At 65.3% G+C, this 21,194-nt stretch carries 20 protein-coding genes and 4 tRNA genes; 19 read left to right on the top strand and 5 right to left on the bottom strand.

What is annotated here, in order from left to right:
* The 6 genes from LQV39_RS22750 to LQV39_RS22725 all read left to right on the top strand — a co-directional run.
* On the top strand, positions 1–248 hold a 248-nt coding region (locus LQV39_RS22750; RefSeq protein WP_230029459.1), incomplete at its 5' end, for a hypothetical protein.
* 27 nt (positions 249–275) lie between these two features.
* Positions 276–875 carry a MarC family protein gene (locus LQV39_RS22745; RefSeq protein ID WP_230029458.1) on the top strand — a complete coding sequence of 200 codons (600 nt, stop codon included), beginning with the start codon at positions 276–278 and terminating at the stop codon, positions 873–875.
* A gap of 10 nt (positions 876–885) precedes the next feature.
* A complete protein-coding gene (locus LQV39_RS22740) occupies positions 886–1,716 on the top strand; it encodes a helix-turn-helix domain-containing protein (RefSeq protein WP_230029457.1) in 831 nt (276 codons plus the stop codon).
* 79 nt (positions 1,717–1,795) lie between these two features.
* Positions 1,796–3,040, top strand: a complete 1,245-nt coding sequence (locus tag LQV39_RS22735; RefSeq protein WP_230029456.1) for a glycosyltransferase — start codon at positions 1,796–1,798, stop codon at positions 3,038–3,040.
* Positions 3,041–3,094: 54 nt separating this feature from the next.
* Positions 3,095–3,565: an FKBP-type peptidyl-prolyl cis-trans isomerase gene (locus LQV39_RS22730; protein ID WP_230029455.1), complete on the top strand. Its 471-nt coding sequence runs from the start codon at positions 3,095–3,097 to the stop codon at positions 3,563–3,565.
* Positions 3,566–3,833: 268 nt separating this feature from the next.
* The gene (locus LQV39_RS22725; RefSeq protein WP_230029454.1) at positions 3,834–4,934 is read left to right on the top strand and encodes a trypsin-like serine protease; all 1,101 of its coding nucleotides are present in this window, start codon (positions 3,834–3,836) and stop codon (positions 4,932–4,934) included.
* Positions 4,935–5,056: 122 nt separating this feature from the next.
* Here LQV39_RS22725 and uvrB read toward each other — a convergent pair whose 3' ends face one another.
* Positions 5,057–7,141 (bottom strand): excinuclease ABC subunit UvrB, encoded by a 2,085-nt coding sequence (uvrB, locus tag LQV39_RS22720; RefSeq protein ID WP_230029453.1) that lies wholly within the window; start codon positions 7,139–7,141, stop codon positions 5,057–5,059.
* Positions 7,142–7,248: 107 nt separating this feature from the next.
* Here uvrB and LQV39_RS22715 point away from each other — a divergent pair, with 107 nt between their 5' ends.
* From LQV39_RS22715 to LQV39_RS22695, 5 genes are all read left to right on the top strand, one after another.
* Positions 7,249–8,460: an amino acid aminotransferase gene (locus LQV39_RS22715; RefSeq protein ID WP_230029452.1), complete on the top strand. Its 1,212-nt coding sequence runs from the start codon at positions 7,249–7,251 to the stop codon at positions 8,458–8,460.
* Between the two features lie 53 nt (positions 8,461–8,513).
* A tRNA-Asn gene (locus LQV39_RS22710) sits at positions 8,514–8,589 on the top strand.
* An 86-nt stretch (positions 8,590–8,675) separates the two neighbouring features.
* Positions 8,676–8,751 (top strand) — tRNA-Asn (locus tag LQV39_RS22705).
* A gap of 107 nt (positions 8,752–8,858) precedes the next feature.
* Positions 8,859–9,353, top strand: a complete 495-nt coding sequence (locus LQV39_RS22700; RefSeq protein ID WP_230029451.1) for an antitoxin Xre/MbcA/ParS toxin-binding domain-containing protein — start codon at positions 8,859–8,861, stop codon at positions 9,351–9,353.
* Entirely contained in the window at positions 9,350–9,844 is a 495-nt protein-coding gene (locus tag LQV39_RS22695; protein ID WP_230029450.1) for an RES family NAD+ phosphorylase, read from the top strand. The genes LQV39_RS22700 and LQV39_RS22695 overlap by 4 nt, the downstream gene beginning before the upstream one ends.
* Here LQV39_RS22695 and LQV39_RS22690 read toward each other — a convergent pair.
* A complete protein-coding gene (locus tag LQV39_RS22690) occupies positions 9,783–10,442 on the bottom strand; it encodes a class I SAM-dependent methyltransferase (RefSeq protein ID WP_230029449.1) in 660 nt (219 codons plus the stop codon). The genes LQV39_RS22695 and LQV39_RS22690 overlap by 62 nt on opposite strands.
* A gap of 1 nt (position 10,443) precedes the next feature.
* Positions 10,444–11,658: a formate-dependent phosphoribosylglycinamide formyltransferase gene (purT, locus tag LQV39_RS22685; protein WP_230029448.1), complete on the bottom strand. Its 1,215-nt coding sequence runs from the start codon at positions 11,656–11,658 to the stop codon at positions 10,444–10,446.
* Positions 11,659–11,756: 98 nt separating this feature from the next.
* Here purT and LQV39_RS22680 point away from each other — a divergent pair.
* The 8 genes from LQV39_RS22680 (at position 11,757) to LQV39_RS22645 (ending at position 18,209) form a co-directional block, all read left to right on the top strand.
* Positions 11,757–11,832: transfer RNA gene (locus LQV39_RS22680), tRNA-Asn, on the top strand.
* A gap of 55 nt (positions 11,833–11,887) precedes the next feature.
* Entirely contained in the window at positions 11,888–13,006 is a 1,119-nt protein-coding gene (locus LQV39_RS22675; RefSeq protein ID WP_230029447.1) for an acyl-CoA dehydrogenase, read from the top strand.
* Positions 13,007–13,019: 13 nt separating this feature from the next.
* Positions 13,020–13,095 (top strand) — tRNA-Asn (locus LQV39_RS22670).
* Between the two features lie 132 nt (positions 13,096–13,227).
* A complete protein-coding gene (locus tag LQV39_RS22665; RefSeq protein WP_230029446.1) occupies positions 13,228–13,425 on the top strand; it encodes a hypothetical protein in 198 nt (65 codons plus the stop codon).
* Positions 13,426–13,494: 69 nt separating this feature from the next.
* Positions 13,495–14,895 (top strand): MFS transporter, encoded by a 1,401-nt coding sequence (locus tag LQV39_RS22660; protein ID WP_230029445.1) that lies wholly within the window; start codon positions 13,495–13,497, stop codon positions 14,893–14,895.
* A 78-nt stretch (positions 14,896–14,973) separates the two neighbouring features.
* Positions 14,974–16,068, top strand: coding sequence for a tartrate dehydrogenase (locus tag LQV39_RS22655; protein WP_230029444.1), 1,095 nt, complete (start codon positions 14,974–14,976; stop codon positions 16,066–16,068).
* A 42-nt stretch (positions 16,069–16,110) separates the two neighbouring features.
* Positions 16,111–16,452: an HNH endonuclease gene (locus LQV39_RS22650; RefSeq protein ID WP_230029443.1), complete on the top strand. Its 342-nt coding sequence runs from the start codon at positions 16,111–16,113 to the stop codon at positions 16,450–16,452.
* Positions 16,453–16,610: 158 nt separating this feature from the next.
* The gene (locus LQV39_RS22645; protein WP_230029442.1) at positions 16,611–18,209 is read left to right on the top strand and encodes a response regulator; all 1,599 of its coding nucleotides are present in this window, start codon (positions 16,611–16,613) and stop codon (positions 18,207–18,209) included.
* 30 nt (positions 18,210–18,239) lie between these two features.
* Here LQV39_RS22645 and LQV39_RS22640 read toward each other — a convergent pair whose 3' ends face one another.
* Both LQV39_RS22640 and LQV39_RS22635 read right to left on the bottom strand, forming a co-directional pair.
* Positions 18,240–18,698: a response regulator gene (locus tag LQV39_RS22640; protein WP_230029441.1), complete on the bottom strand. Its 459-nt coding sequence runs from the start codon at positions 18,696–18,698 to the stop codon at positions 18,240–18,242.
* A 19-nt stretch (positions 18,699–18,717) separates the two neighbouring features.
* Positions 18,718–20,970: an ATP-binding protein gene (locus LQV39_RS22635; RefSeq protein ID WP_230029440.1), complete on the bottom strand. Its 2,253-nt coding sequence runs from the start codon at positions 20,968–20,970 to the stop codon at positions 18,718–18,720.
* Between the last annotated feature and the right edge of the window lie 224 nt (positions 20,971–21,194).

Here is a 21,194-nt window from a genome sequence, read left to right as displayed (position 1 = left end):
CTTCGAGCCACCTGTTGTCGACCCCGAGCCTTTTCGAACGTGTCGAAAAAAGGCCCGGACACTACAACCGAGACAGCGACGTAGACTTTAACGAAGAGGTAACGAACTATCTTGGACAGCAGTGCGCGAAGGCGGGGATCCAAGTTCGTCGTGTAACGCTAGCGGTTGAAGCCGAAGGCATGCTGGCAAACTTGGGTTCCCGCCTGCGCGGGAACGACGTATTAGGGCATGGCGTGCCGATCGGTTAAGATTGCAGGAATTACCCTGGCCGCCCCATGACCCAAAGCTTCTTCCAGACCTTCATCCTGCTCCTGCTCGTGACCGACCCCTTCGGCAACGTGCCCCTGTTCGTCACCGCCCTCAAGGACGTCGCCCCGGAACGCCGGCCGCGCATCGTGCTGCGCGAGTGCGCGATCGCGTTCCTGCTACTTTTACTTTTCATGTTCTTCGGCCGCCACTTCCTGGCGGCGCTGCAGCTTACCGACATCTCGCTGCGCATCGGCGGCAGCGTGATCCTCTTGATCATCGCGATCCGCATGATCTTCCCGCATCCCGACGGCGTGCTGGGACGCAGCGAAGGCGGCGAGCCTTTCATCGTACCGTTGGCGATCCCCGCGCTGGCCGGCCCGTCGGCGCTGGCCACCGTGCTGCTGTTCAGTTCGCAGACGACGCAAGAGGTGATGGTGCACGTGGCCGCGCTGGCCGCCGTCGGCGTGGTCTGGCTGGCCGTGTTCCTGGCGGCGGAGCGCCTGCAGAAGGCGCTCGGCGCCCAGGTCATGACCGCCTTCGAACGCCTGATGGGCCTGATCCTGACGGCGATGTCGATCGAGATGCTGCTGGGCGGCGTGCGCTCCTTCGTCCAGACCCTGAAGTAAAGCGCGCCGCATGCGGACCTCGATGCACCTGCCGCAAGGGATGCTGACCGAGGTCCTGCACGGGATCGGCTTCATGTCGACGCTCGACGAAGCCTGGCCGCCCGCGCAGCCGCACCTGAACCGCTTCCCGGCGATGGTCTATTGCAGCATCACGCTCATCCTCGATGGGGCAGTCGCGCTGCCGACGGAAGAGGGCAGGCCGCGCGCCCTGTCCGGCCTGCTGGTCTCGGGGCCGCGCACCCGGCCCGTCACCTCGGTATCGCTGGCGCCGGTGCGCTCGCTGTCCGCCATCCTCTACCCCGATGCCTTTCACCTGCTGACCGGCCTCGCGCCGGCAAGCCTGCAGGACCGCGACGAGCCGGCCGCCGGCTGGCTGGACGCCGACTGGGAAGCCTGGCCGCAGGCCTTGTGCGAACGGGCGGATGACGAAGCTGCGCAGGCCGCGTGGATCGAAAGTTGGCTGGCCGCGCGCTGGCAGCAGAAGCGCGCCGACTGGGACCCGGGCCTGGGCGAGAGCCTGCGCGGCATCGCCAGCCACGAGGGCGTGGCCGAGACGGCGCGCACGCTCGGCGTCGGCGAGCGCCAGGCCCAGCGCCGCTACCGCGAACAGATCGGCGTGACGCCGGCCCAGGCGCGCCGCCTGCAGCGCATGAACGAGGCCGTCTACGCACTGCGCGACCCGGCCGCCAGCAAGGACACGCTGGCCGCGCTGGCAGCGGAGCTGGGTTACGCCGACCAGGCCCACATGGCGCGCGAGCTGCGCGAATTGACCGGCTTGCCGCCATCGCGCCTGGAAGCGCATATCGCGTCGGACCGCGATTACTGGGCATACCGGCTGTAAGCCCGCGCATGTCGGATTTGTACAAGCCCAGGCCCGCCTGAGCCGCCGACAATCCTGCCTTCGATACGAAAGGCAGGCCATGAAATTCCTCTTCCTTACCTACGGCACCGATGGCGACACGCGCCCGCTCGCGGCCCTCGCCAAAGAACTGATCCAGCGCGGCCACGAGGCCAGGCTGCTGGCCGACCGCGCCAGCGCGCCGCTGGCGCTGGCCCACGGCATTCCCTTCACGGCGCTGGCCAGCGACATCCGTCAGGCCGTGCTGCCCGGCGGCGAACTGGGCGCCGTGACGCAGGGCCGCGCCGACCTCTCGCGCGTCACGCGCGCCTGCGCCCGCATCGCGCGCGAGCACACCGATGCATGGATGGCCACCGCGGCGCAGGAAGCGCGCGGCTGCGACGTGCTGGTATTTTCCGGGCTGGCCAGCTATGTCGGCCTGGCGGTGGCCGAGGCGCTGCGGATTCCCTGCATCGGCGCGGGGCTGTGGCCGATGACGCCGACGCGCGAGTTCGGCGCCGCCTTCCTGCGTCCGCGCCGGCTGCCCGGCTGGGCCAACCGCCTCACGCACCGCTTCTTCGGCGCGCTGTCGTGGGCGATGTTCCGGCCGGCCGTCAACGCCGCCCGCAAGCAGGTCTTCGGCCTGCCGCCGCGGCGCCGCATGTGGAGCGGCTACCCGGTGCTGTACGGCTGCTCGCCGGCGCTGGTGCCGCGGCCCGCCGACTGGCCGGCCGAGGTGGACGTCACCGGCGCCTGGCAACTGGGAGCGCAGCAGGCCTGGCAGCCGCCGCAGGACCTGGCCGACTTCCTGGCGGGCGGCGATGCGCCCGTCTACGTCGGCTTCGGCAGCATGGCGGGGCTGGATCCGCAGGCACTGCTGCAGGCGCTGCGCCGCCTGGCGATCGAGCGCCGCGTGCTGTTCTATCCAGGCTGGAGCGGCGTCGACACCGCAGCGCTGCCGCCAGGCGTGTTCGTGCTGGGCGATACGCCGCACGACTGGCTGTTCCCGCGCATGAGCGCCATCGTCCACCATGGCGGGGCAGGGACCAGCCATGCGGCGGCGCGCTCTGGCGTGCCCTCGGTGGTGGTGCCCTTCGCCGGCGACCAGTTCTTCTGGGCCGCACGCCTGGCGCAGGCCGGCGTGGCGCTGGCCTGTCCGGCGCAGGAACTCGGCCGCGCCGACCTCGCCGGATTGATCGCAGGCGCGACGACGCCCGCCATGCAGGCGCGTGCCCGCCAGCTGGCGCAGACGATGGCGAAGGAGGACGGCATCGCCGCCGCCGTCGACGCCATGCTCGGCGGCGCCGCGAGCGTGCCGTTGCCCTAGCGACGGGCGCGGTGTAAGCTGCGGCGGCACCCGCAACCACCATGAAAGAACAATATGAAAAAGCTGCTTACCGTTTGCACCCTCGGCCTGGCCCTTTCCTTCACCCTGAGCGCCTGCAAACGCAGCGAAGCGCCAGCCCAGAGCCAGGGCGCCGCCCCGGCCGCAAGCGCGGAGGACAGCTCTGCGGCCGAACTGAAGAAGATCGATACCGTGACCGGCACCGGCAAGGAAGCGACAGCCGGCTCCACCGTCACCGTCCACTACACCGGCTGGCTGTACACGCCGACCGCGGAGAAGCAGCACGGCGCCCAGTTCGACTCGTCGGTCGGACGCGAACCGTTTACCTTCAACCTCGGCGCCGGCCAGGTCATTCCGGGCTGGGACCAGGGCGTGCAGGGCATGAAGGTGGGCGGCAAGCGCACCCTGATCGTGCCGGCGTCGCTGGGTTATGGTGCGCAGGGCGCCGGTCCGATCCCGCCGAACGCCAACCTGATCTTCGACGTCGAACTGCTCGACGTGAAATAACACCGGCATCGTCGGGAAGGGCTGGCGCATGCTTGCCGGCCCTGCTTGAGCCACGTGTAAATATGCATGCTGGTTTTCGCTCCGAAACAATTGTGTCCTATTGGAAAACAATAAAAGTCGAGAAACTTTACAATTCTAGGCCGTAAATACTTTACGAAATTCAATAAGGTTCTGATTCCTTAGGGAATTTTATTTCTGGCACGTTTCCTGCTCATCCGTTCGGGCGTACGTTACCGCACACAACCGAGCTCTTATAAAAGGAAACGAAATGCCGACACGGAAAACCATCTACCAGAAACTGTTCGGTGCTGCCGCCTTCATCGTTACCGCGATGGCCGCCGGCACGCAGGCGCAGGCAGCCGTCATCGGAACGACCGGCTCCCTGAAGCCGCTGATCGTTTCCGGCGCACTGCCGGATACCCCGGACAAGCGGATCGATCCGAACGTGGCCTCGTCGCCGTTCTCTGGTGTGGTCAGCATTAACATTCGCTATGCCAACGCCGCCGGCGAGACGGAGTCCTACATCTGCTCCGGCGCCCTGGTGGGCAAGCGCCAGGTGATCTCGGCCGGTCACTGCGTCGATACCAACGGCAACGGCGCCCTGATCGACATCAACCGCCCGGGCAACGACGTGCGCGTGGTCTTCAATAACCACGGCGACGACTACCAGCTGATCGGCGCCTCCAAGGTATCGATGAATCCGGATTACAACGGCTTCGGCAAGTGCCCTGCCGGGGTCAACTCGTTCTGCACCAACGACGACATCTCGGTCATCACGCTGAGCAAGGATGCCCCGGCCGACGCCAAGATCTACAAGGTCTCGACTTCGCCGATCAGCGAGGGCACGCACATCATCATGGCCGGCTACGGCACCTCGGGCGACGGCACCAACGGTTATTACATCGACCCGGACTTCTTCATCAAGCGCACCGGCGAGAACTACGTCGACCTGTTCGACCTCGACGACGAGCAGGGCTTCGCTGCCGGCAACCAGGAGGTCTACTACGCCGACTTCGACGGCGCCGGCAAGGACTTGTTCTGCGAGCAGTTCGGCATCTGCACCCCGCAGCTGGCGAACGACAAGGAAGGCAACATCGGCGGCGGCGACTCCGGCGGCCCGTCCTTCATCATGCGTAACGGCGAGCTGATGCTGGTCGCGAACAACACCTTCGGCGGTATCTGGAATGACGGCGACGTCGACGGTTCCTTCGGTACCTACTTCGGCGGCATCGTGCTGGGCAGCTATACCGACTACCTGCGCGAAGCCACCGGCGGCAACATCACCTTCGTGCCGGAACCGGGCAGCCTGGCGCTGCTGGCGCTGGGTGGCGGCTTGCTGGGTGGGCTGCGCCGTCGTCGCAAGCAGTAAGTTTTCTGCGCTAAAAAAAAGCGGCCTGCGGGCCGCTTTTGTTAACTTGGCCCCCCGCCTTCGCGGGGGCGACGGTTGAGGACGCGGGGGCGACGGTGGAGGCGCGGGGCCGACGTCCGGGCTTACTTGCCCAGAATCGACACCACATTGTCCGCCCCCGGCGCCCCGAACGCCTGCTGCTTCAGCACATGCAGCTGGTCCCGCACCTGGGCCGCCTTCTCGAACTCGAGGTTCTTGGCATGGTCGACCATGAGCTTCTCGAGGCGCTTGATCTCTTTCGAAATCTGCTTCTCGCTCATGCCCTCGATCTTCGCGGTCTCTTCGGCCTGGGACATGTTCTTGGCCGCGGCAGCGCTGTAGACGCCGTCGATCATGTCCTTGATCTTCTTGTTCACGCCCTTCGGCACGATGCCGTTGGCTTCGTTGAAGGCGATCTGCTTGGCGCGGCGGCGTTCGGTTTCGTCGATGGCTTTCTTCATCGAGTCCGTCATCTGGTCCGCGTACAGGATCGCCACGCCGTTCAGGTTACGCGCCGCGCGGCCGATGGTCTGGATCAGCGAGCGTTCGGAACGCAGGAAGCCTTCCTTGTCGGCGTCCAGCACGGCCACCAGCGAGACCTCCGGCAAGTCCAGGCCCTCGCGCAGCAGGTTAATGCCGACCACCACGTCGAAGGTGCCCAGGCGCAGGTCGCGCAGGATCTCGACGCGTTCCACGGTGTCGATGTCGCTGTGCAGGTAGCGCACCTTGATGCCGTGGTCGCCCAGGTATTCGGTCAGCTGCTCGGCCATGCGCTTGGTCAGCGTGGTCACCAGCACGCGCTCGTCCTTGGCGATGCGGTCGTTGATCTCGCCCATCAGGTCGTCGACCTGCGAGCGCGCCGGGCGCACGATCACCTGCGGGTCGACCAGGCCGGTCGGACGCACCACCTGCTCGACCACGTTGTCGGCCTTTTCCTTTTCGTAGTCGGCAGGCGTCGCCGAGACGAAAATACACTGCCGCATCTTGCCCTCGAATTCCTGGAACTTCAGCGGCCGGTTGTCCAGCGCGGACGGCAGGCGGAAGCCGTAGTCGACCAGGTTGGTCTTGCGCGAACGGTCGCCGTTGTACATCGCGTTGAGCTGGCCGACCATCACGTGCGACTCGTCCATGAACATCAGCGCGTCCTTCGGCAGGTAGTCGATCAGCGTCGGCGGCGGTTCGCCCGGCATGGCGCCGGACAGGTGGCGCGAGTAGTTCTCGATGCCCTTGGTGAAGCCGACTTCGGCCAGCATCTCGAGGTCGAAGCGGGTGCGCTGTTCGAGGCGCTGTTCTTCCAGCAGCTTGCCCTGTTCGCGGAACTGTTCGAGGCGGTCGCGCAGCTCGGCCTTGATCGAGTCGACGGCGCGCAGCACGGTGCTGCGCGGGGTCACGTAGTGCGAACCCGGATAGACCGTAAAACGCGGGATCTTCTGGCGCACCTTGCCGGTCAGCGGATCGAACAGCTGCAGCGATTCGATCTCGTCGTCGAACATCTCGACGCGGATCGCGAGTTCCGCGTGCTCCGCCGGGAAGATGTCGATGGTGTCGCCGCGTACGCGGAAGGAGCCGCGCGAGAAATCCATCTCGTTGCGCGTGTACTGCATCTGGATCAGGCGCGCGATGACGTCGCGCTGCGCGACTTTATCGCCGGCGCGCAGGGTCAGGATCATCTTGTGGTATTCGTTCGGATTACCGATACCGTAGATGGCCGAGACCGTCGCGACGATGACGACGTCGCGGCGCTCCATCAGCGACTTGGTGCACGACAGGCGCATCTGCTCGATGTGCTCGTTGATCGACGAGTCCTTTTCGATGAACAGGTCGCGCTGCGGAACATAGGCTTCCGGCTGGTAGTAGTCGTAGTAGGAGACGAAGTACTCGACCGCGTTCTGCGGGAAGAACTCGCGGAACTCCGCGTACAGCTGGGCTGCCAGGGTTTTGTTCGGCGCAAAGATGATCGCCGGACGGCCCGCGCGGGCAATCACGTTGGCCATCGTGTAGGTCTTGCCGGAACCCGTTACGCCGAGCAGCGTCTGGTACATCAAGCCGTCGTCGATGCCGTCGACCAATCCCTGGATCGCGGTCGGCTGGTCGCCGGCGGGCGGGAAGGGCTGGTGCAGCTTGAACGGCGAGTTGGGATAGGTGATGACGGTGGGCGCGGGGGTGTTAACGACCGATAGTTCTGCCATGAATTCAGACCTTTGCTAGAATGGGACTCCGCCTGCGGCACTGCAACAATTAAGCCGCTGTCTATACAACCGCTGCGAACCCAGCCGACAAACCAGAGTTTATCACGATGAATTCCACAGCTCCTGCCAGCATCTTCGGCGCCATTGCCATGGCCCCCCGCGACCCTATCCTGGGCATTACCGAAGCCTTCAATGCAGATACCAATCCGGCCAAGATCAACTTGGGCGTCGGCGTCTACTACGATGACAACGGAAAGGTGCCTCTGCTGGAATGCGTGCGCAAGGCGGAAGCGATGCTGATGGAACAACCGGCGCCGCGTACCTACCTGCCGATCGAAGGCCTGGGTACGTATGACAAGGCTGTACAAGAACTCGTATTTGGGGCCGACAGCGCCGTAATTCAAGAGAAGCGTGCAGTTACCGTGCAAGCCCTGGGCGGTACCGGCGCGCTGAAGATCGGCGCCGACTTCCTGAAGCGTTTCTCGCCGGGCTCCGAGGTCTACATCAGCGACCCGAGCTGGGAAAACCACCGCGCCCTGTTCGAAAGCGCCGGTTTCAATGTCAACAACTACGCCTACTACGACGCCGCCACCCATGGCGTGAACTTCGAAGGCATGCTGGCCGACCTGCGTAACATGCCGGAAGGCGCGATCGTCGTGCTGCACGCCTGCTGCCACAACCCGACCGGCGCGGATCTGACCGCCGACCAGTGGGGCGAAGTGATTGCTGCGGTGCGCGAAAACGGCCTGATTCCGTTCCTGGACATGGCTTATCAGGGCTTCGGCTCGGGCATCGCCGAAGATGGCGCCGTGGTGCGCCGCTTCGTCGACGCCGGCGGCCCGCTGCTGGTGTCGAACTCCTTCTCGAAGTCGTTCTCGCTTTACGGCGAGCGCGTCGGCGCGCTGTCCGTCGTGCTGTCGTCCGCGGAAGAGGCGGCCCGCATCATGTCGCAGCTGAAGCGCGTGGTGCGTACCAACTATTCGAACCCGCCGGTGCACGGCGGCAAGGTGGTCGCCACCGTGCTGTCTACCCCGGAACTGCGCCAGCTGTGGGAAGAGGAACTGGCCGGCATGCGTGTGCGCATCAAGGCAATGCGTGAAGAGCTGGTCAAGAAGCTGGCCGAGAAAGCCCCGGGCCGCGACTTCGACTTCGTGCGCAAGCAGGTCGGCATGTTCTCGTACTCCGGTCTCACCAAGGAGCAGGTGGGCAAGCTGCGCGAGGAATCGATCTACGCCGTGGACACCGGCCGCATCTGTGTTGCTGCGATGAATTCGAAGAACATCGATCGGGTCGTTGACGCCATCGCAAAAGTTCTCTAAACTCTTGGCTCTTCCGATTCGGCATGCATGAATCGGAAGAGCAAGTAGGCAATTCCCTGATAGCTCAGTCGGTAGAGCGACGGACTGTTAATCCGCAGGTCCCTGGTTCGAGTCCAGGTCGGGGAGCCAAAGTTTCAAGCCTCAGCGAGGCATGCACGGTTGGGAAGGTTGCCCTGTGCAAGTCGCGATGGGGAAGCTATAATAGCAACATCAATTCCCTGATAGCTCAGTCGGTAGAGCGACGGACTGTTAATCCGCAGGTCCCTGGTTCGAGTCCAGGTCGGGGAGCCAGAATTTAGAAAAGGCCGCTTGTTCCGCAAGCGGCCTTTTCGTTTGACGACGCCGCTTGTGCGCTCTGCTCATTTGATCTAAGATTTCTGCTCAAAGGAGCAAAAATCATGACGATGGCTGCGCAGCAAGTTCTCCCGGAGTCCGACGATGAGGGCAAGAGCCGCTGGCTCAATTTTCGCGCGCTCTATCACACCACCCCCGTCGATCGTATCGACCTCATCCGCAGCGGCGTGAACGCCGCCGACTTCAAGACCTTCGTCAGCCGCCTCGACATCCAGCAAGAAAAAGTGTTCACGATGCTGGACATCGCCACTGCCACCGTCAACCGCAAGGCCAGCCGCAACGAATCGCTGTCGCGCGAAGACAGCGAAAAAATCGTCGGCATGGCCAAGCTCATCGGCCAGGTCGAAGCCATGCTCGAGGAATCCGGCGATCCCGCACTCATGCAGGATTTCGACGCCGCGCGCTGGCTCACCCACTGGATGGAAGAGCCGATCCCCGCGCTCGGCGGCGCCTCTCCCGCCGACTACATGGACACCATCGAAGGCCAGGAAATGATCTCGCGCCTGCTCGCGACGATGCAGACCGGGGCCTACGCTTGATCAGCGTCTGGCGTATCGCCACCGATGCGCCTGGCTACACCGCAGACGACCTGAGCGGCGCCGGCGCCAAGCTTTCCGGCGGCCGCTGGAACCGTCCCGGCAACGCCATGCTCTACTGCGCCAGCAACATCTCGCTGGCCGTGCTCGAAACCTTCGTCCACCTGAAAGCCGGCGGCCTGCCGCTCAACCGCTACCTGGTGGAGCTGGCGATTCCCGACGAGGTGTGGGCGCGGGCGGACGCGCTGCTGCCGCCGGCGGTCGGCTGGGATGCCATCCCGGCGGGCAAGACCAGTCTCGATGAAGGCGACCGCTGGCTCAAGGCGAACACCAGCGCGCTGCTGGTGGTGCCCTCGGTGATCGTGAGCGAAGAAAAGAATGTGCTCATCAACCCGCTGCATCCGGACGCTGCGCGAATCGTCGCGCACAAGCTCAGGAAGTGGACTTACGATCCGCGCCTGATGCGCTCAGTGATGCGCTCAGTGAAGCGCTGATGCGCTGGACGATGATGAACAGGTGCTTGTGCGGCAGCTGGTCGAATTCGAGATGCCGGCAGATGCATCCGGCTTCCTCGATGACCGCCAGCAGGCCGGGGATCCCGAGCGTGCTGTAATAGACTTCCGGCCCCATCGTCGAATCGACGTGGCAGTCCGCGGCATCGAGGCCGCCGGCGGTGAAGAGGAAGACGCCGCCGGTGTCGAGCGCATGCATCAGCTTCAGCATCAGGGCGCGCTGCTGTTCCAGCTTCACGTGCCAGATGCTGTCCCAGGCGGAGATGAAGCGGTAGCTGCGCTGCGGCTGCCACTCGCAGACATCCGCGTGGTGGAGCAGGGCGGCGGGGTCGGCGTCGCTGGCCAGATCGACCATGCGCTTCGAAATGTCGACGCCTTCGATGCGCAGGCCGCGATCGCGCAGCAGGCCGTTGAAGCGGGTATTGCAGCCGCAGCCGGCGTTCAGCGCCCAGCCGCCGGCGCCGTCTTCGAGAAAGCGCAGCGCCTGCGCGTGCTGGCGGATGCCGTTGCTCTGGCTGAAGCGTCCGTCCAGCCAGCGTTCGGCAATCTCATCGTAGGCCGTTGCGACCGCGTGGTCCATCTCAGGCTTTGCCCGGCACCGGTTTGACTTTACTCGCCGCTTCCAGCGCACGCTGGCGCGCCGTGTCGACATCCGGCGCCGTCGCCAGCGCCACGCCCATGCGGCGTCGCGCGAAGGATTCCGGCTTGCCGAACAGGCGAATGTCCGATCCAGGTACGCGCAGCGCCTCGGCCACGCCCTCGAAGGCGATGCCGCCTTGTTCCAGCTGGCCGTAGATCACGGCGGAAGCGCCCGCCGAGCGCAGCTCCGGATTCACAGGCAGGCCGAGGATGGCTTTCGCGTGCAACTCGAATTCGCTCTGGATCTGGGTGGCCATGGTCACCATGCCGGTGTCGTGCGGACGCGGGCTGACTTCCGAGAACCACACCATATCGCCCTTCACGAACAGCTCGACGCCGAACACGCCGCGGCCGCCCAGGCTGGCCGTCACCTTGCTGGCGATCTCGCGCGCACTCTCCAGCGCGCGCGGGCTCATCGCCTGCGGCTGCCAGGACTCGACATAGTCGCCGTGCACCTGCTTGTGGCCGATCGGCTCGCAGAACTGGGTCGCGATTTCGCCATTGCCGTTCGTCGCGCGCACGGTCAGCAGCGTGATCTCGTAATCGAAGTCGATGAAGCCTTCGACGATCACACGGCCGGCATTTGCGCGCGCGCCGCTGGCCGCGTAGTTCCAGGCGTTTTCGACGTCGGCCGCGCTGTCCAGCTTCGACTGGCCCTTGCCCGAGGATGACATCACCGGCTTCACAACGTTAGGAAAGCCGATTTCGGCGCAGGCCTGCTTCAGTTCTTCGAGGCTGCTGGCGAAGCGGTAGGGAGACGTCGCCAGGCCCAGCTCTTCGGCGGCCAGGCGGCGGATGCCTTCGCGGTTCATGGTCAGCTGGGCGGCGCGCGCGGTCGGGATGCAGGTGATCTTGCCCGCCGCTTCCAGCTCGGCCAGCTTGTCGGTGGCGATGGCCTCGATCTCGGGCACGACCAGGTCCGGCTGCTCGCGCTCGATGAGGGCCGCGAGGGCGTCGCCGTCGGTCATGTCGATCACGTGGGCGCGGTGCGCGACCTGGTGGCCGGGCGCGTTGGCGTAGCGGTCGACGGCGATCACCTCGATGCCGAGGCGCTGGAGGGAGATGATCACTTCCTTGCCGAGCTCGCCGGAGCCGAGCAGCATGACTTTGGTTGCGGAAGGGGAGAGGGGCGTGCCGAGGATAGGTGCAGTGGTCATGGGGGAAGCTTGATAAGCGTGCTGGGAGACTTGCGACTATAGCAAACCCAAAAAAAACTTGCCGGATTGCTCCCAGCGGTTATAATGCGAGCCTCAATTCCCTGATAGCTCAGTCGGTAGAGCGACGGACTGTTAATCCGCAGGTCCCTGGTTCGAGTCCAGGTCGGGGAGCCAGAATCAAGAAAGGCCGCTTCACTGAAGCGGCCTTTTGCTTTTCCAGGCCATGCCCATGCTCTCCTTGAATGATGCCGCACTGATCGCCGAACACGCTTTTGAAGCCGATGCGGGAGGCTGGCTGCATCCGGCACAGCAGGCCCTGATCATTGACCGCGGCTGGCTGCGCATGCTGGCCCCGCGCGCCGTCGGCGGCTTCGAACTGGCGCTGCCGGAAGTCGTGCGGCTCGAAGAGTCCATCGCCCGCGTCGACGGCAGCATGGGCTGGACCGTGACGCTGTGCGCCGGCGCCGGCTGGTTCGCGGGCTTCCTGGCGCCGCGGCTCGCGCGCGAGATCCTGGCTACGCCGAATGTCTGCCTGGCCGGCAGCGGCGCACCGACCGGCTATGCCGACCGCGAAGGAGAGGGCTGGCGCATCGATGGCCTGTGGGATTACGCCAGCGGTGCGCCGATGGCCACGCACTTCACCTTCAATGCGGTGCTGCGTCAGGATGGGCAGCCGCTGCTGGACGCTGCCGGCAATCCCCGTATTCAGGCTTTCGTGGTGCCGGCCGCGCTGGTGGAGATCGTGCCGCGCTGGCGCAGCATCGGCTTGCGCGCGACGGCCTCGCACGCCTACCGCGTGTCCGGCCAATGGGTGCATGCCGAGCATGGTTTCGAGATCGATCCGGCGCGGGCTTGCTCGAACGGTCCGCTGTACCGTTTTCCTTTCATGGCGTTTGCCTTCGTCACGCTGGCGGCGAACGTGGCCGGCATGGCATCGCACTTCGTCGAGCTGGCGGAGGAGTGCATTGCGCATCGGCGGAATCGCTTTGGCGGGCAAGGCGAGCCGCTGATCGAGGTGCCGGCTGTGCGTTCGGTGCTGGCCTCAACGCGCGCTTCTCTCGACGACGTCCGTGCACGCTTTTACGCACATCTGGATGCGACCTGGACGAAGGTGACTGAAGGCGCATCGGTCAGCGCTGAAGAAGCGGCGCAGATGCAGGCGCTGGCCATGGAATGGGTGAACGCATCGCGTCGCGCCGTCGATGCGCTGTACCCCTACTGTGGCCTGTACGCAGCGCGCGAGGACAGTCCGATCAACCGCGTCTGGCGCGACTTCCACACGGCGTCCCAGCACGCCTTGCTGCTGCCGTGCGCGTGCTCTGGTCAAACGGCAACTGAGCCGTTATAATTGCTGTCTCAATTCCCTGATAGCTCAGTCGGTAGAGCGACGGACTGTTAATCCGCAGGTCCCTGGTTCGAGTCCAGGTCGGGGAGCCAGAATATGGAAAAGGCCACTTCATCGAAGTGGCCTTTTGTTTTCATGACCGAATCCGCTTAACTGATGAGTGCGCCACTCGTAGCGCGAATGCATATACTCAGCAGTACAGGAAATCATTTCGGGAAGAAATCATGAACAGACGCCGCGACTACAAAACTGCCTTGCTGATCGACGCCGTGTGCTACTCGGCGTCCGCCGAAGTCCGCTCGCATGCGGCAGACGGGCTTGCCGAGCGCCCCCTTCCGCGCGATTTCGCCATACGCATCTTCCAGGAGCCGGCCAGGCGCCGCCATAACCCGTCCAGACAGCCGGCGGCGTCTGCGGCATAGGGTATTTGGGGCCTCGCCAGCAGACCTCCCCCAAGCCTCCTATAATCGGTCTTTTGTCGCAGGCCGAGCATGAAATCTCCAGTAAATACAAGTACTTACGAGCAACCCGCGACTTTACTGGACGGTCTCGCCGGCAGCCAGCTCATCTGGGCAGTCATCGTCCTCTCCCTCGGCGTCGGCATGTCCGCGCTCGACACCGCCATCGCCAACACCGCGCTGCCGGCCATGGCCCAGCAACTGCACGCCAGCCCGGCGGATTCGGTCTGGATCGTCAACGCCTACCAGCTCGCGATGGTCGCGACCCTGCTGCCGATCGCGGCGCTGGGCGAGACCATCGGCTACAAGCGCGTGTACATCGCCGGCATGGCCATCTTCACCGTGGCCTCGCTGGCCTGCGCGCTGGCGTGGTCGCTGCCGGTGCTGATCGTGGGGCGCCTGTTCCAGGGCCTGGGCGCGAGCGCGCTGATGGGCGTGAACTCGGCCCTGATCCGCAGCGTGTATCCGACCCGGATGCATGGACGCGGCTTCGGCAACAATGCGCTGGTGGTCGCGATCGGCTTTGCGCTCGGGCCGAGCCTGGCCTCGATCATCCTCAGCGTCTCGTCGTGGGAGTGGCTGTTCGGGATTAACGTCATCCCCGGCATCCTCGGCTTCTTCCTGGCCCGCAAGGCGCTGCCCGAGACCACGCGCGCCAGCCACAAGGTGGACGGCGTGGCCGGGCTGTACAACGTGGCTGCCTTCGGCATGGCGATCCTGGCGCTGGGCGACGCCGCGCACCGCGTCGGCATGCGTACGCTGCTGCCGGAAACCGTGATTGCGCTGTTCTTCTTTTTCCTGCTCATCCGCCGCCAGAAGGGCCACCCGGCGCCGCTGCTGCCGGTGGACCTGTTCCGGCTGCCCTTGTTTACGCTGTCGACGCTGACCGCGATCTGCACCTTCGCGGCGCAGGCGCTGGCCTTCGTCGCGCTGCCGTTCTACTTCGAGAGCCAGCTGGGCCGCTCGGCCGTGGAGACCGGCTTCCTGCTGACGCCCTGGCCGGTCATGGTCGGCATCATGGCGCCGGTCGCGGGGCGCCTCAGCGACCGCTATTCGCCGGGCCTGCTGGGCGGCGTCGGGCTGATGATCCTGGCAGCCGGGCTGGCCCTGCTGCTGGGCATGCCGGGCGATCCGTCGGCCTTCGATATCGGCTGGCGCATGGCGGTGTGCGGCCTCGGCTTCGGCTTCTTCCAGGCGCCCAACGTCAAGGCGATCATGGGCAGCGCGCCGGCCTCGCGCAGCGGCAGCGCCAGCGGCATGGTGGCCACCGCGCGCCTGATCGGACAGTCGACCGGGGCGGCGCTGGTGGCCTTCTGCCTGACCATGTTCCACCTGCGCGGCACCTGGTACGCGATCGCGATTGCGGCGGCGTTTGCCGCGGTGGCCAGCATTGCGAGTTTTTCGCGGCTGGTGGTGGCTGCGCCGGGGCGTTGAAAGCTGCTAGCATGAGCTGACGAAGCGCGCGCAAACTTGGGTCCCCGCCTTCGCGGGGACGACGATTGGGGTTCAGCCATGACTCAAGTATTCAAAATCGCCGCCATCCCCGGCGACGGCATCGGCAAGGAAGTCCTGCCCGAAGGCCTGAAGGTGCTGGCCGCCGCCAGCGAGCGCTTCGGGCTCGAGCTCGAGGTCACGCAGTTCGACTGGGCCAGCTGCGACTATTACCTGCAGACCGGCGACATGATGCCGGCCGACTGGAAGGACCAGCTGGCCGGCATGGACGCGATCTATTTCGGCGCGGTCGGCTGGCCGGCCACGGTGCCGGACCATATCTCGCTGTGGGGTTCGCTGCTGAAGTTCCGGCGCGAGTTCGACCAGTACATCAACCTGCGGCCGGTGCGCCTGTTCGAGGGCGTGCCCTGTCCGCTGGCGGGCCGCAAGCCCGGCGACATCGACTTCTTCGTGGTGCGCGAGAACACCGAGGGCGAGTACACCAACCTGGGCGGCATCATGTTCCCGGGCACCGAGCGCGAGACGGTGATCCAGGAGTCGGTGTTCACCCGCCACGGCGCCGACCGCGTGCTGCGCTATGCCTTCGAGCTGGCCAAGGCGCGCGAGCGCAAGCATCTGACGGTGGCCACCAAGTCGAACGGCATCGCCATCAGCATGCCCTGGTGGGATGGCCGCGCCGACGCGATGCATGCCGAGTACCCGGAGGTCACGGTCGACAAGCAGCACATCGACATTCTCACCGCGCGCTTCGTGCTGCAGCCGAACCGCTTCGACGTGGTGGTGGCCTCGAACCTGTTCGGGGACATCCTGTCCGACCTCGGTCCGGCCTGCACCGGCACCATCGGCCTGGCGCCGTCGGGCAACCTGAACCCGGACCGCACATTCCCCTCGCTGTTCGAGCCGGTGCACGGCTCGGCGCCGGACATTGCGGGGCAGGGCATCGCCAATCCGATCGCGATGATCTGGTCGGGTGCGATGATGCTGGCTTTCCTGGCCGCCGGCGCCAACGTGCCGCGCTGCTACGGCCAGGCCCACGACGCCATCCTCGCCGCCATCGAAGAGGTGCTGCGCAGCGGGCCGCGCACGCGCGACCTGGGCGGTGACGCCGGCACGGTGGAAGTGGGCAATGCGATTGCGGCGCTGGTCCGCGGCTGAAACAGATCTTTAAACCGCGGCGCCCGCCACGATATGGGGAGGATGGCGCGCCGCTTCCGCATCCCCGATGATCCCGAGCCGTCCACGGCCTCCGCCGGGGACGCGCCTTGTCCCCTGTGTGGCCGGCCGCTGGGCAGTGAGAACATCGACCGCCACCATCTGATTCCCAAATCGCTCAAGGGCAGGGAGCAGTTCGCGATCCACAAGGTGTGCCACCGCAAGATCCATGCGACCCTGTCGGAAAAAGAGCTGCTGCGTGCCTATCACACCTGGGAAGCCCTGCAGGGGCATGAGGACATCCGCTCCTTCATTGCCTGGGTCGCGAACAAGCCACCGGCATTTTACACTCGCACTTTCACGTCAAATAAAAAGAAGCGGCGCTGAAGAAGGGTATTTACAATATTTTCGCTGATGATCGCGCAAATTCGGCAAAAAAACTTCGCTTCCTCGTAAGAATTCATGCTTGGCGATTGTTCCTGGGTGTAAAATCAAGTCTTCTAATTTTGCAATTCGGTTCATCCCCTTCATCTCACCGCTTTGCAATGACCCAAGACGATTCCAGCCGCTGTTCCGTTCTCCTCATCGACGACGAGTCCTTTTCCGAAGACATCATCACGCATGGCCTGAAAGCCTGTGCCCCGCATACGCTGCGTTATGCCAGCAATCCGGAGATGGCGGTCGATCTGGCAAAGGAAATCGGCGCCACGGTGGTGCTGGTGGACATGCGCATGCCGGAGATCGACGGTCTGGAAGTCACGCGCCGCCTGCGCGCCGACAAGGACACCGAACACATCCCCGTGATCGTCCTGTCGTCCGAGGACGACCCGGACATCAAGGCCAAGGCCTTCGCGGTCGGCGCCAACGACTACCTGGTGAAGTGGCCGGATCCGCGCGAGCTGGTGGCGCGCGTGCGCTACCACAGCGACGCCTTCATCGCGCGGCGCCAGCGCGACGACGCCTTCGTCTCGCTGCGCCTCAGCCAGGAGCAGCTGGCGGCCAGCCAGTCGGCCCTGTTCCAGGCCCAGAAGATGGAAGCGATCGGCCAGCTTACCGGCGGCGTGGCCCACGACTTCAACAACGTCCTGCAGATCATCGGCGGCAACCTGCAGCTTTTGAAGCTGGTCGGCGGTTTGAACGATGCAGGGCGCGCGCGCGTCGACGTCGCCCTGTCCGGCGTCGAGCGCGGCGCCAAGCTGTCTTCGCACCTGCTGGCTTTCGCCCGCCGCCAGCCGCTGCAGGCGGTGGTGGTCAACCCTGGCCACCTGCTGCGCGAGATGGACGACATGATGCGCCGCGTGCTCGGCCCGCGCGCCCGTGTCGTCACCGAGATCGAACACCGCCTGGGCAGCACCCTGGTCGATCCGAACCAGTTGAACAACGTGTTGCTGAACCTGGCCATCAATGCGCGCGACGCCATGGCCGGCAGCGGCACGCTGACCATCCGCGCCGCCAACGTCGGGCCGGACAGCGCGCTGCTGCCGCCCTCGCTGCCGGCCGGCCAGTACGTGCTGATCGAGGTTGCCGACACCGGCACCGGCATGCCGCCGGAAGTGCTGGAGCGCGCCTTCGAACCCTTCTTCACCACCAAGCCGACCGGGCAGGGCACGGGCCTGGGCCTGTCGATGGCCTATGGTTTCGTGAAGCAGTCGGGCGGCGAGATCGTGCTGAAGAGCGCGGCGGGCAAGGGCACCAGCGTGCGCATCTACCTGCCGCGCAGCGAAGGCGAACCGGCGCAGGCCGAGGACGTGGCCGCGGCGCCGCTGCTGGGCGGGCCTGAGACCATCCTGGTGGTCGAGGACGAGGAAGACGTGCGCAGCGCCACCTGCGGCATCCTGTCGGCGCTCGGCTACCGCGTGCTGGAGGCGCCGGATGCGGCGGTGGCGAAGGGCATCGTCGAGAGCGGCGAGCAGATCGACCTGGTGTTCAGCGACGTCATCATGCCGGGGCCGGTGAGCAGCCTGCAACTGGGAGAAACGGTGCGCACGCTGCTGCCGCGGGCGCAGATCCTGTACACCTCGGGTTATGCGGAAGGCGTGCTGGCGCACGAGGGGAAGATGGAGGCGAACGTCAATCTGCTGCAGAAGCCTTATCACCCGGATGCGCTGAGTGCGCGCATCAGGCACCTTTTGCGGCACCGGTGACATCGTGGGCACCCCGTGCCCACGCATGACTTATTTGGTCGGGCGGATGTACTTCTGCGAACCCGGCGGCGGTTCGTTCAGCACGGCCCAGAAGATCCCGAGGTCCGCGATCGCGCGCACGAATTCCGTGAAGTCCACCGGCTTGACCACGTAGGCGTTCACGCCCAGTTCGTAGCTATTCACCACGTCCTGTTCTTCGCGCGACGAGGTCAGCATCACCACCGGCAGCGCCCGCAGGCCGTCGGTGGTGCGGATCTCCTTCAGCACTTCGAGGCCGTCGACCTTCGGCAGCTTGAGGTCGAGCAGGGCGACGGCCGGGCTGCCGACCGGGCGCTGCGCATATTCGCCGCGGCGGTGCAGGTAGTCGAGCGCTTCGGCGCCGTCGCGGACGACGATGACCTGGTTCGCGAGCTGGCTCTTCGACAGCGCAATCAAAGTCAATTCGAGGTCGTTCGGATTGTCTTCGACGAGCAGGATGGGCTTGAGCATAAGTTCTATCTGGTCCTGATTAATTATTCGTGACGTTTTTAGGCAAGGCGAAGGAGAAGGTCGCGCCTTCGCCCTGCTTCGAGTCGGCCCATACCCGGCCGTTGTGCCGCTCGACGATGCGGCGGACGTTGGCCAGGCCGATGCCGGTTCCCTGGAAATCTTCCATGCGGTGCAGGCGCTGGAATACGCCAAACAGCTTGTGTACATAGTCCATGTTGAAGCCGGCGCCATTGTCGGCCACATGGATGATGGTTTCGTCCGGCGTGTCTTCGGCGCTGATGCGGATGACGGCCGGGTTCCGCTGGCCGGTAAACTTCACGGCGTTCGACAGCAGGTTGAACAGCGCCAGGTGCAGGAAGGTCGGATCGGCGTGGACCAGCGGCAGCGGCGCGATGTCCCACTCGATGTTGCGGCCGCGCGTTTCCAGCGCCAGCTTGTCGATGCAGGCGGCCACCAGGTCGCCCATGTCGACATCGGTCGGGCGCAGCGAGGCGCGGCCCATCTGCGAGAAGGACAGCAGGTCGTCGACCAGCTTGCCGGCCAGGCGCGCGGCGTCCTTGATGTTCTTCAGGAAGCGCTGGCGCTGTTCGCCGTCCTCGCTGCCGCTGGACTCGATCAGCAGGTCGGCAAAGCCGACGATGTGGCGCAGCGGGGCGCGCAGATCGTGCGACACCGAGTACGAGAAGGCTTCGAGTTCCTTGTTCGAGCGGGTCAGCTCCCCGGCCAGCTCGGCCATCTGCTCGGCGCGCTCGAGGGCGATGCCCAGCAGGGCGCTGCGGAATTCCACCGCCAGCTCGATCTCGGCGCTGTGCCAGGGCACGCTGGCGCCGTGGATGGTCTCGCGCCAGGCGGCGAAGCTCGTCCGCGGCGACAGCTGCAGCGGCCGGCCGTCCACCGCGGCCTGCACCAGCTTGCCGTGCGGGTTGCCGGCCCATTCGATGGTGTGCACGAACTCGGGACGGAACCACAGCAGGTAATGCTTGTGGATGCGCGAGATCGGCATCGCCAGCAGGCCGCTGGCGTTGCGGATCATCTTGCCGGCCTCCGGCCAGTTCGCGGACAGTCTCTCGGTGTGATACACCTCGCCGTGGTCATGCACCGCCAGCCAGTCGACCAGTTCGAGGATGTGGTCCTGTTCGGGCGCGTCGCCGAAGCTCAGCACGCGCTCGTCGACGACCACGGCGACCCCGGTGGCGCGCGCAAAGCGCAGCAGATCGGGGAAAACGCTGGCCAGGTTCTCGACGAAGTCGCTGCCCTGGGTCAGGCCGGCCAGCATGGCCACCATGATGCGGCGCACCTCGAGGCGGAACTGCAGCTCCTGGGCGTCTTCGCGCGATTCGATGCACAGCGCCAGCAGCTGGCCCAGCTGCTCGCAGGCCGTGCGCTGCTCGAAGGGCACCGGCGACGGGCCTTCGTTGTGGCAGGAGATGATGCCCCACAGCTTGCCCTTGACCATCAGCGACACCGACATCGAGGCCAGCGTGTTCATGTTGCGCATGTACTGCAGGTGCACCGGCGAGACGCTGCGCAGCACCGCGAACGACAGGTCGTTCGGCTTGCCCGTCACCGGGTTGTTGCCCGGGATGAGCGGGGCCGGCGTGTAGTTGGCGTCCTGGATCAGGCGGATCGGCTGCAGCGCGTACAGCTGGCGCGCCTGGGCCGGGATGTCCGAGGCCGGGAAGTGCTGGCCCATGTAGGAGGCATAGTCGTCCTGCTTCGCCTCGGCCATCACGTGGCCATGGCCGTCGCGGTCGAACTGGTACACCAGCACGCGGCCGAAACCGGTGACCGAACGGACGTGGTGGCAGGCCAGCCGGGCCAGCGACTCGATGCTCTCGGCGCCGTTGACCTTCTTGAGGAAGTCGCCGATCAGCGAATACAGGTGGCGGAAGTCGGCCGGCGCAGGGCGCTCGGTCGGCTCGAATTCGAGGATGGTCAGCCCGTCCCACTGGTGGGCCAGCACGTCGAAATGGCGGCCGTTCCCGGTGGTGACCGTGCCCACGTAGTAGGGGCGCTGGCCCAGTTCCGTCTCCAGCTCCGGCGCCAGGCGCAGGGCGGCGGCTTCGCCGATCACCTCGGCGAGCGGGCGGCCGATGGCGTCCTGGGCGCCGTAGCCGGCCCAGTCGCCAAGGTTGGCGCTGGCCTGCAGCACCTCCATGCCGGCCGACAGGGTCAGCAGGAAGCCGTGCGGCTGAATGCTGCCGGGCGTGCGAATCGGCTCCCGGTCGCAGGCGGACAGGTCGAGTTCGGGAGCGTGAGGAGCCGGATTCATGTGTATGTGGGCGGATCGGAATCGTAAATTGAAACTTCGCCATTTTACAATGAAACGAAATGCGGGCTCCCGCCGGGCTTTTTGCCGATATTGACGATGCGGCGATATTGCAACATTTCCCGGGTGCTAAAAGTGTGAAATCTGTTGCCGCGTGTGCCGACAGGGCGAACTGCAAGCGTGTATGATTTATATGGATTTGGATCAATGAATTCCAAAGGCTCGAC

Origin of the sequence: Massilia sp. Bi118 (genome assembly GCF_918697865.1) — a bacterium.
Lineage (GTDB): Bacteria > Pseudomonadota > Gammaproteobacteria > Burkholderiales > Burkholderiaceae_D > Telluria.
This window is presented reverse-complemented; position numbering and strand designations above follow the sequence as displayed.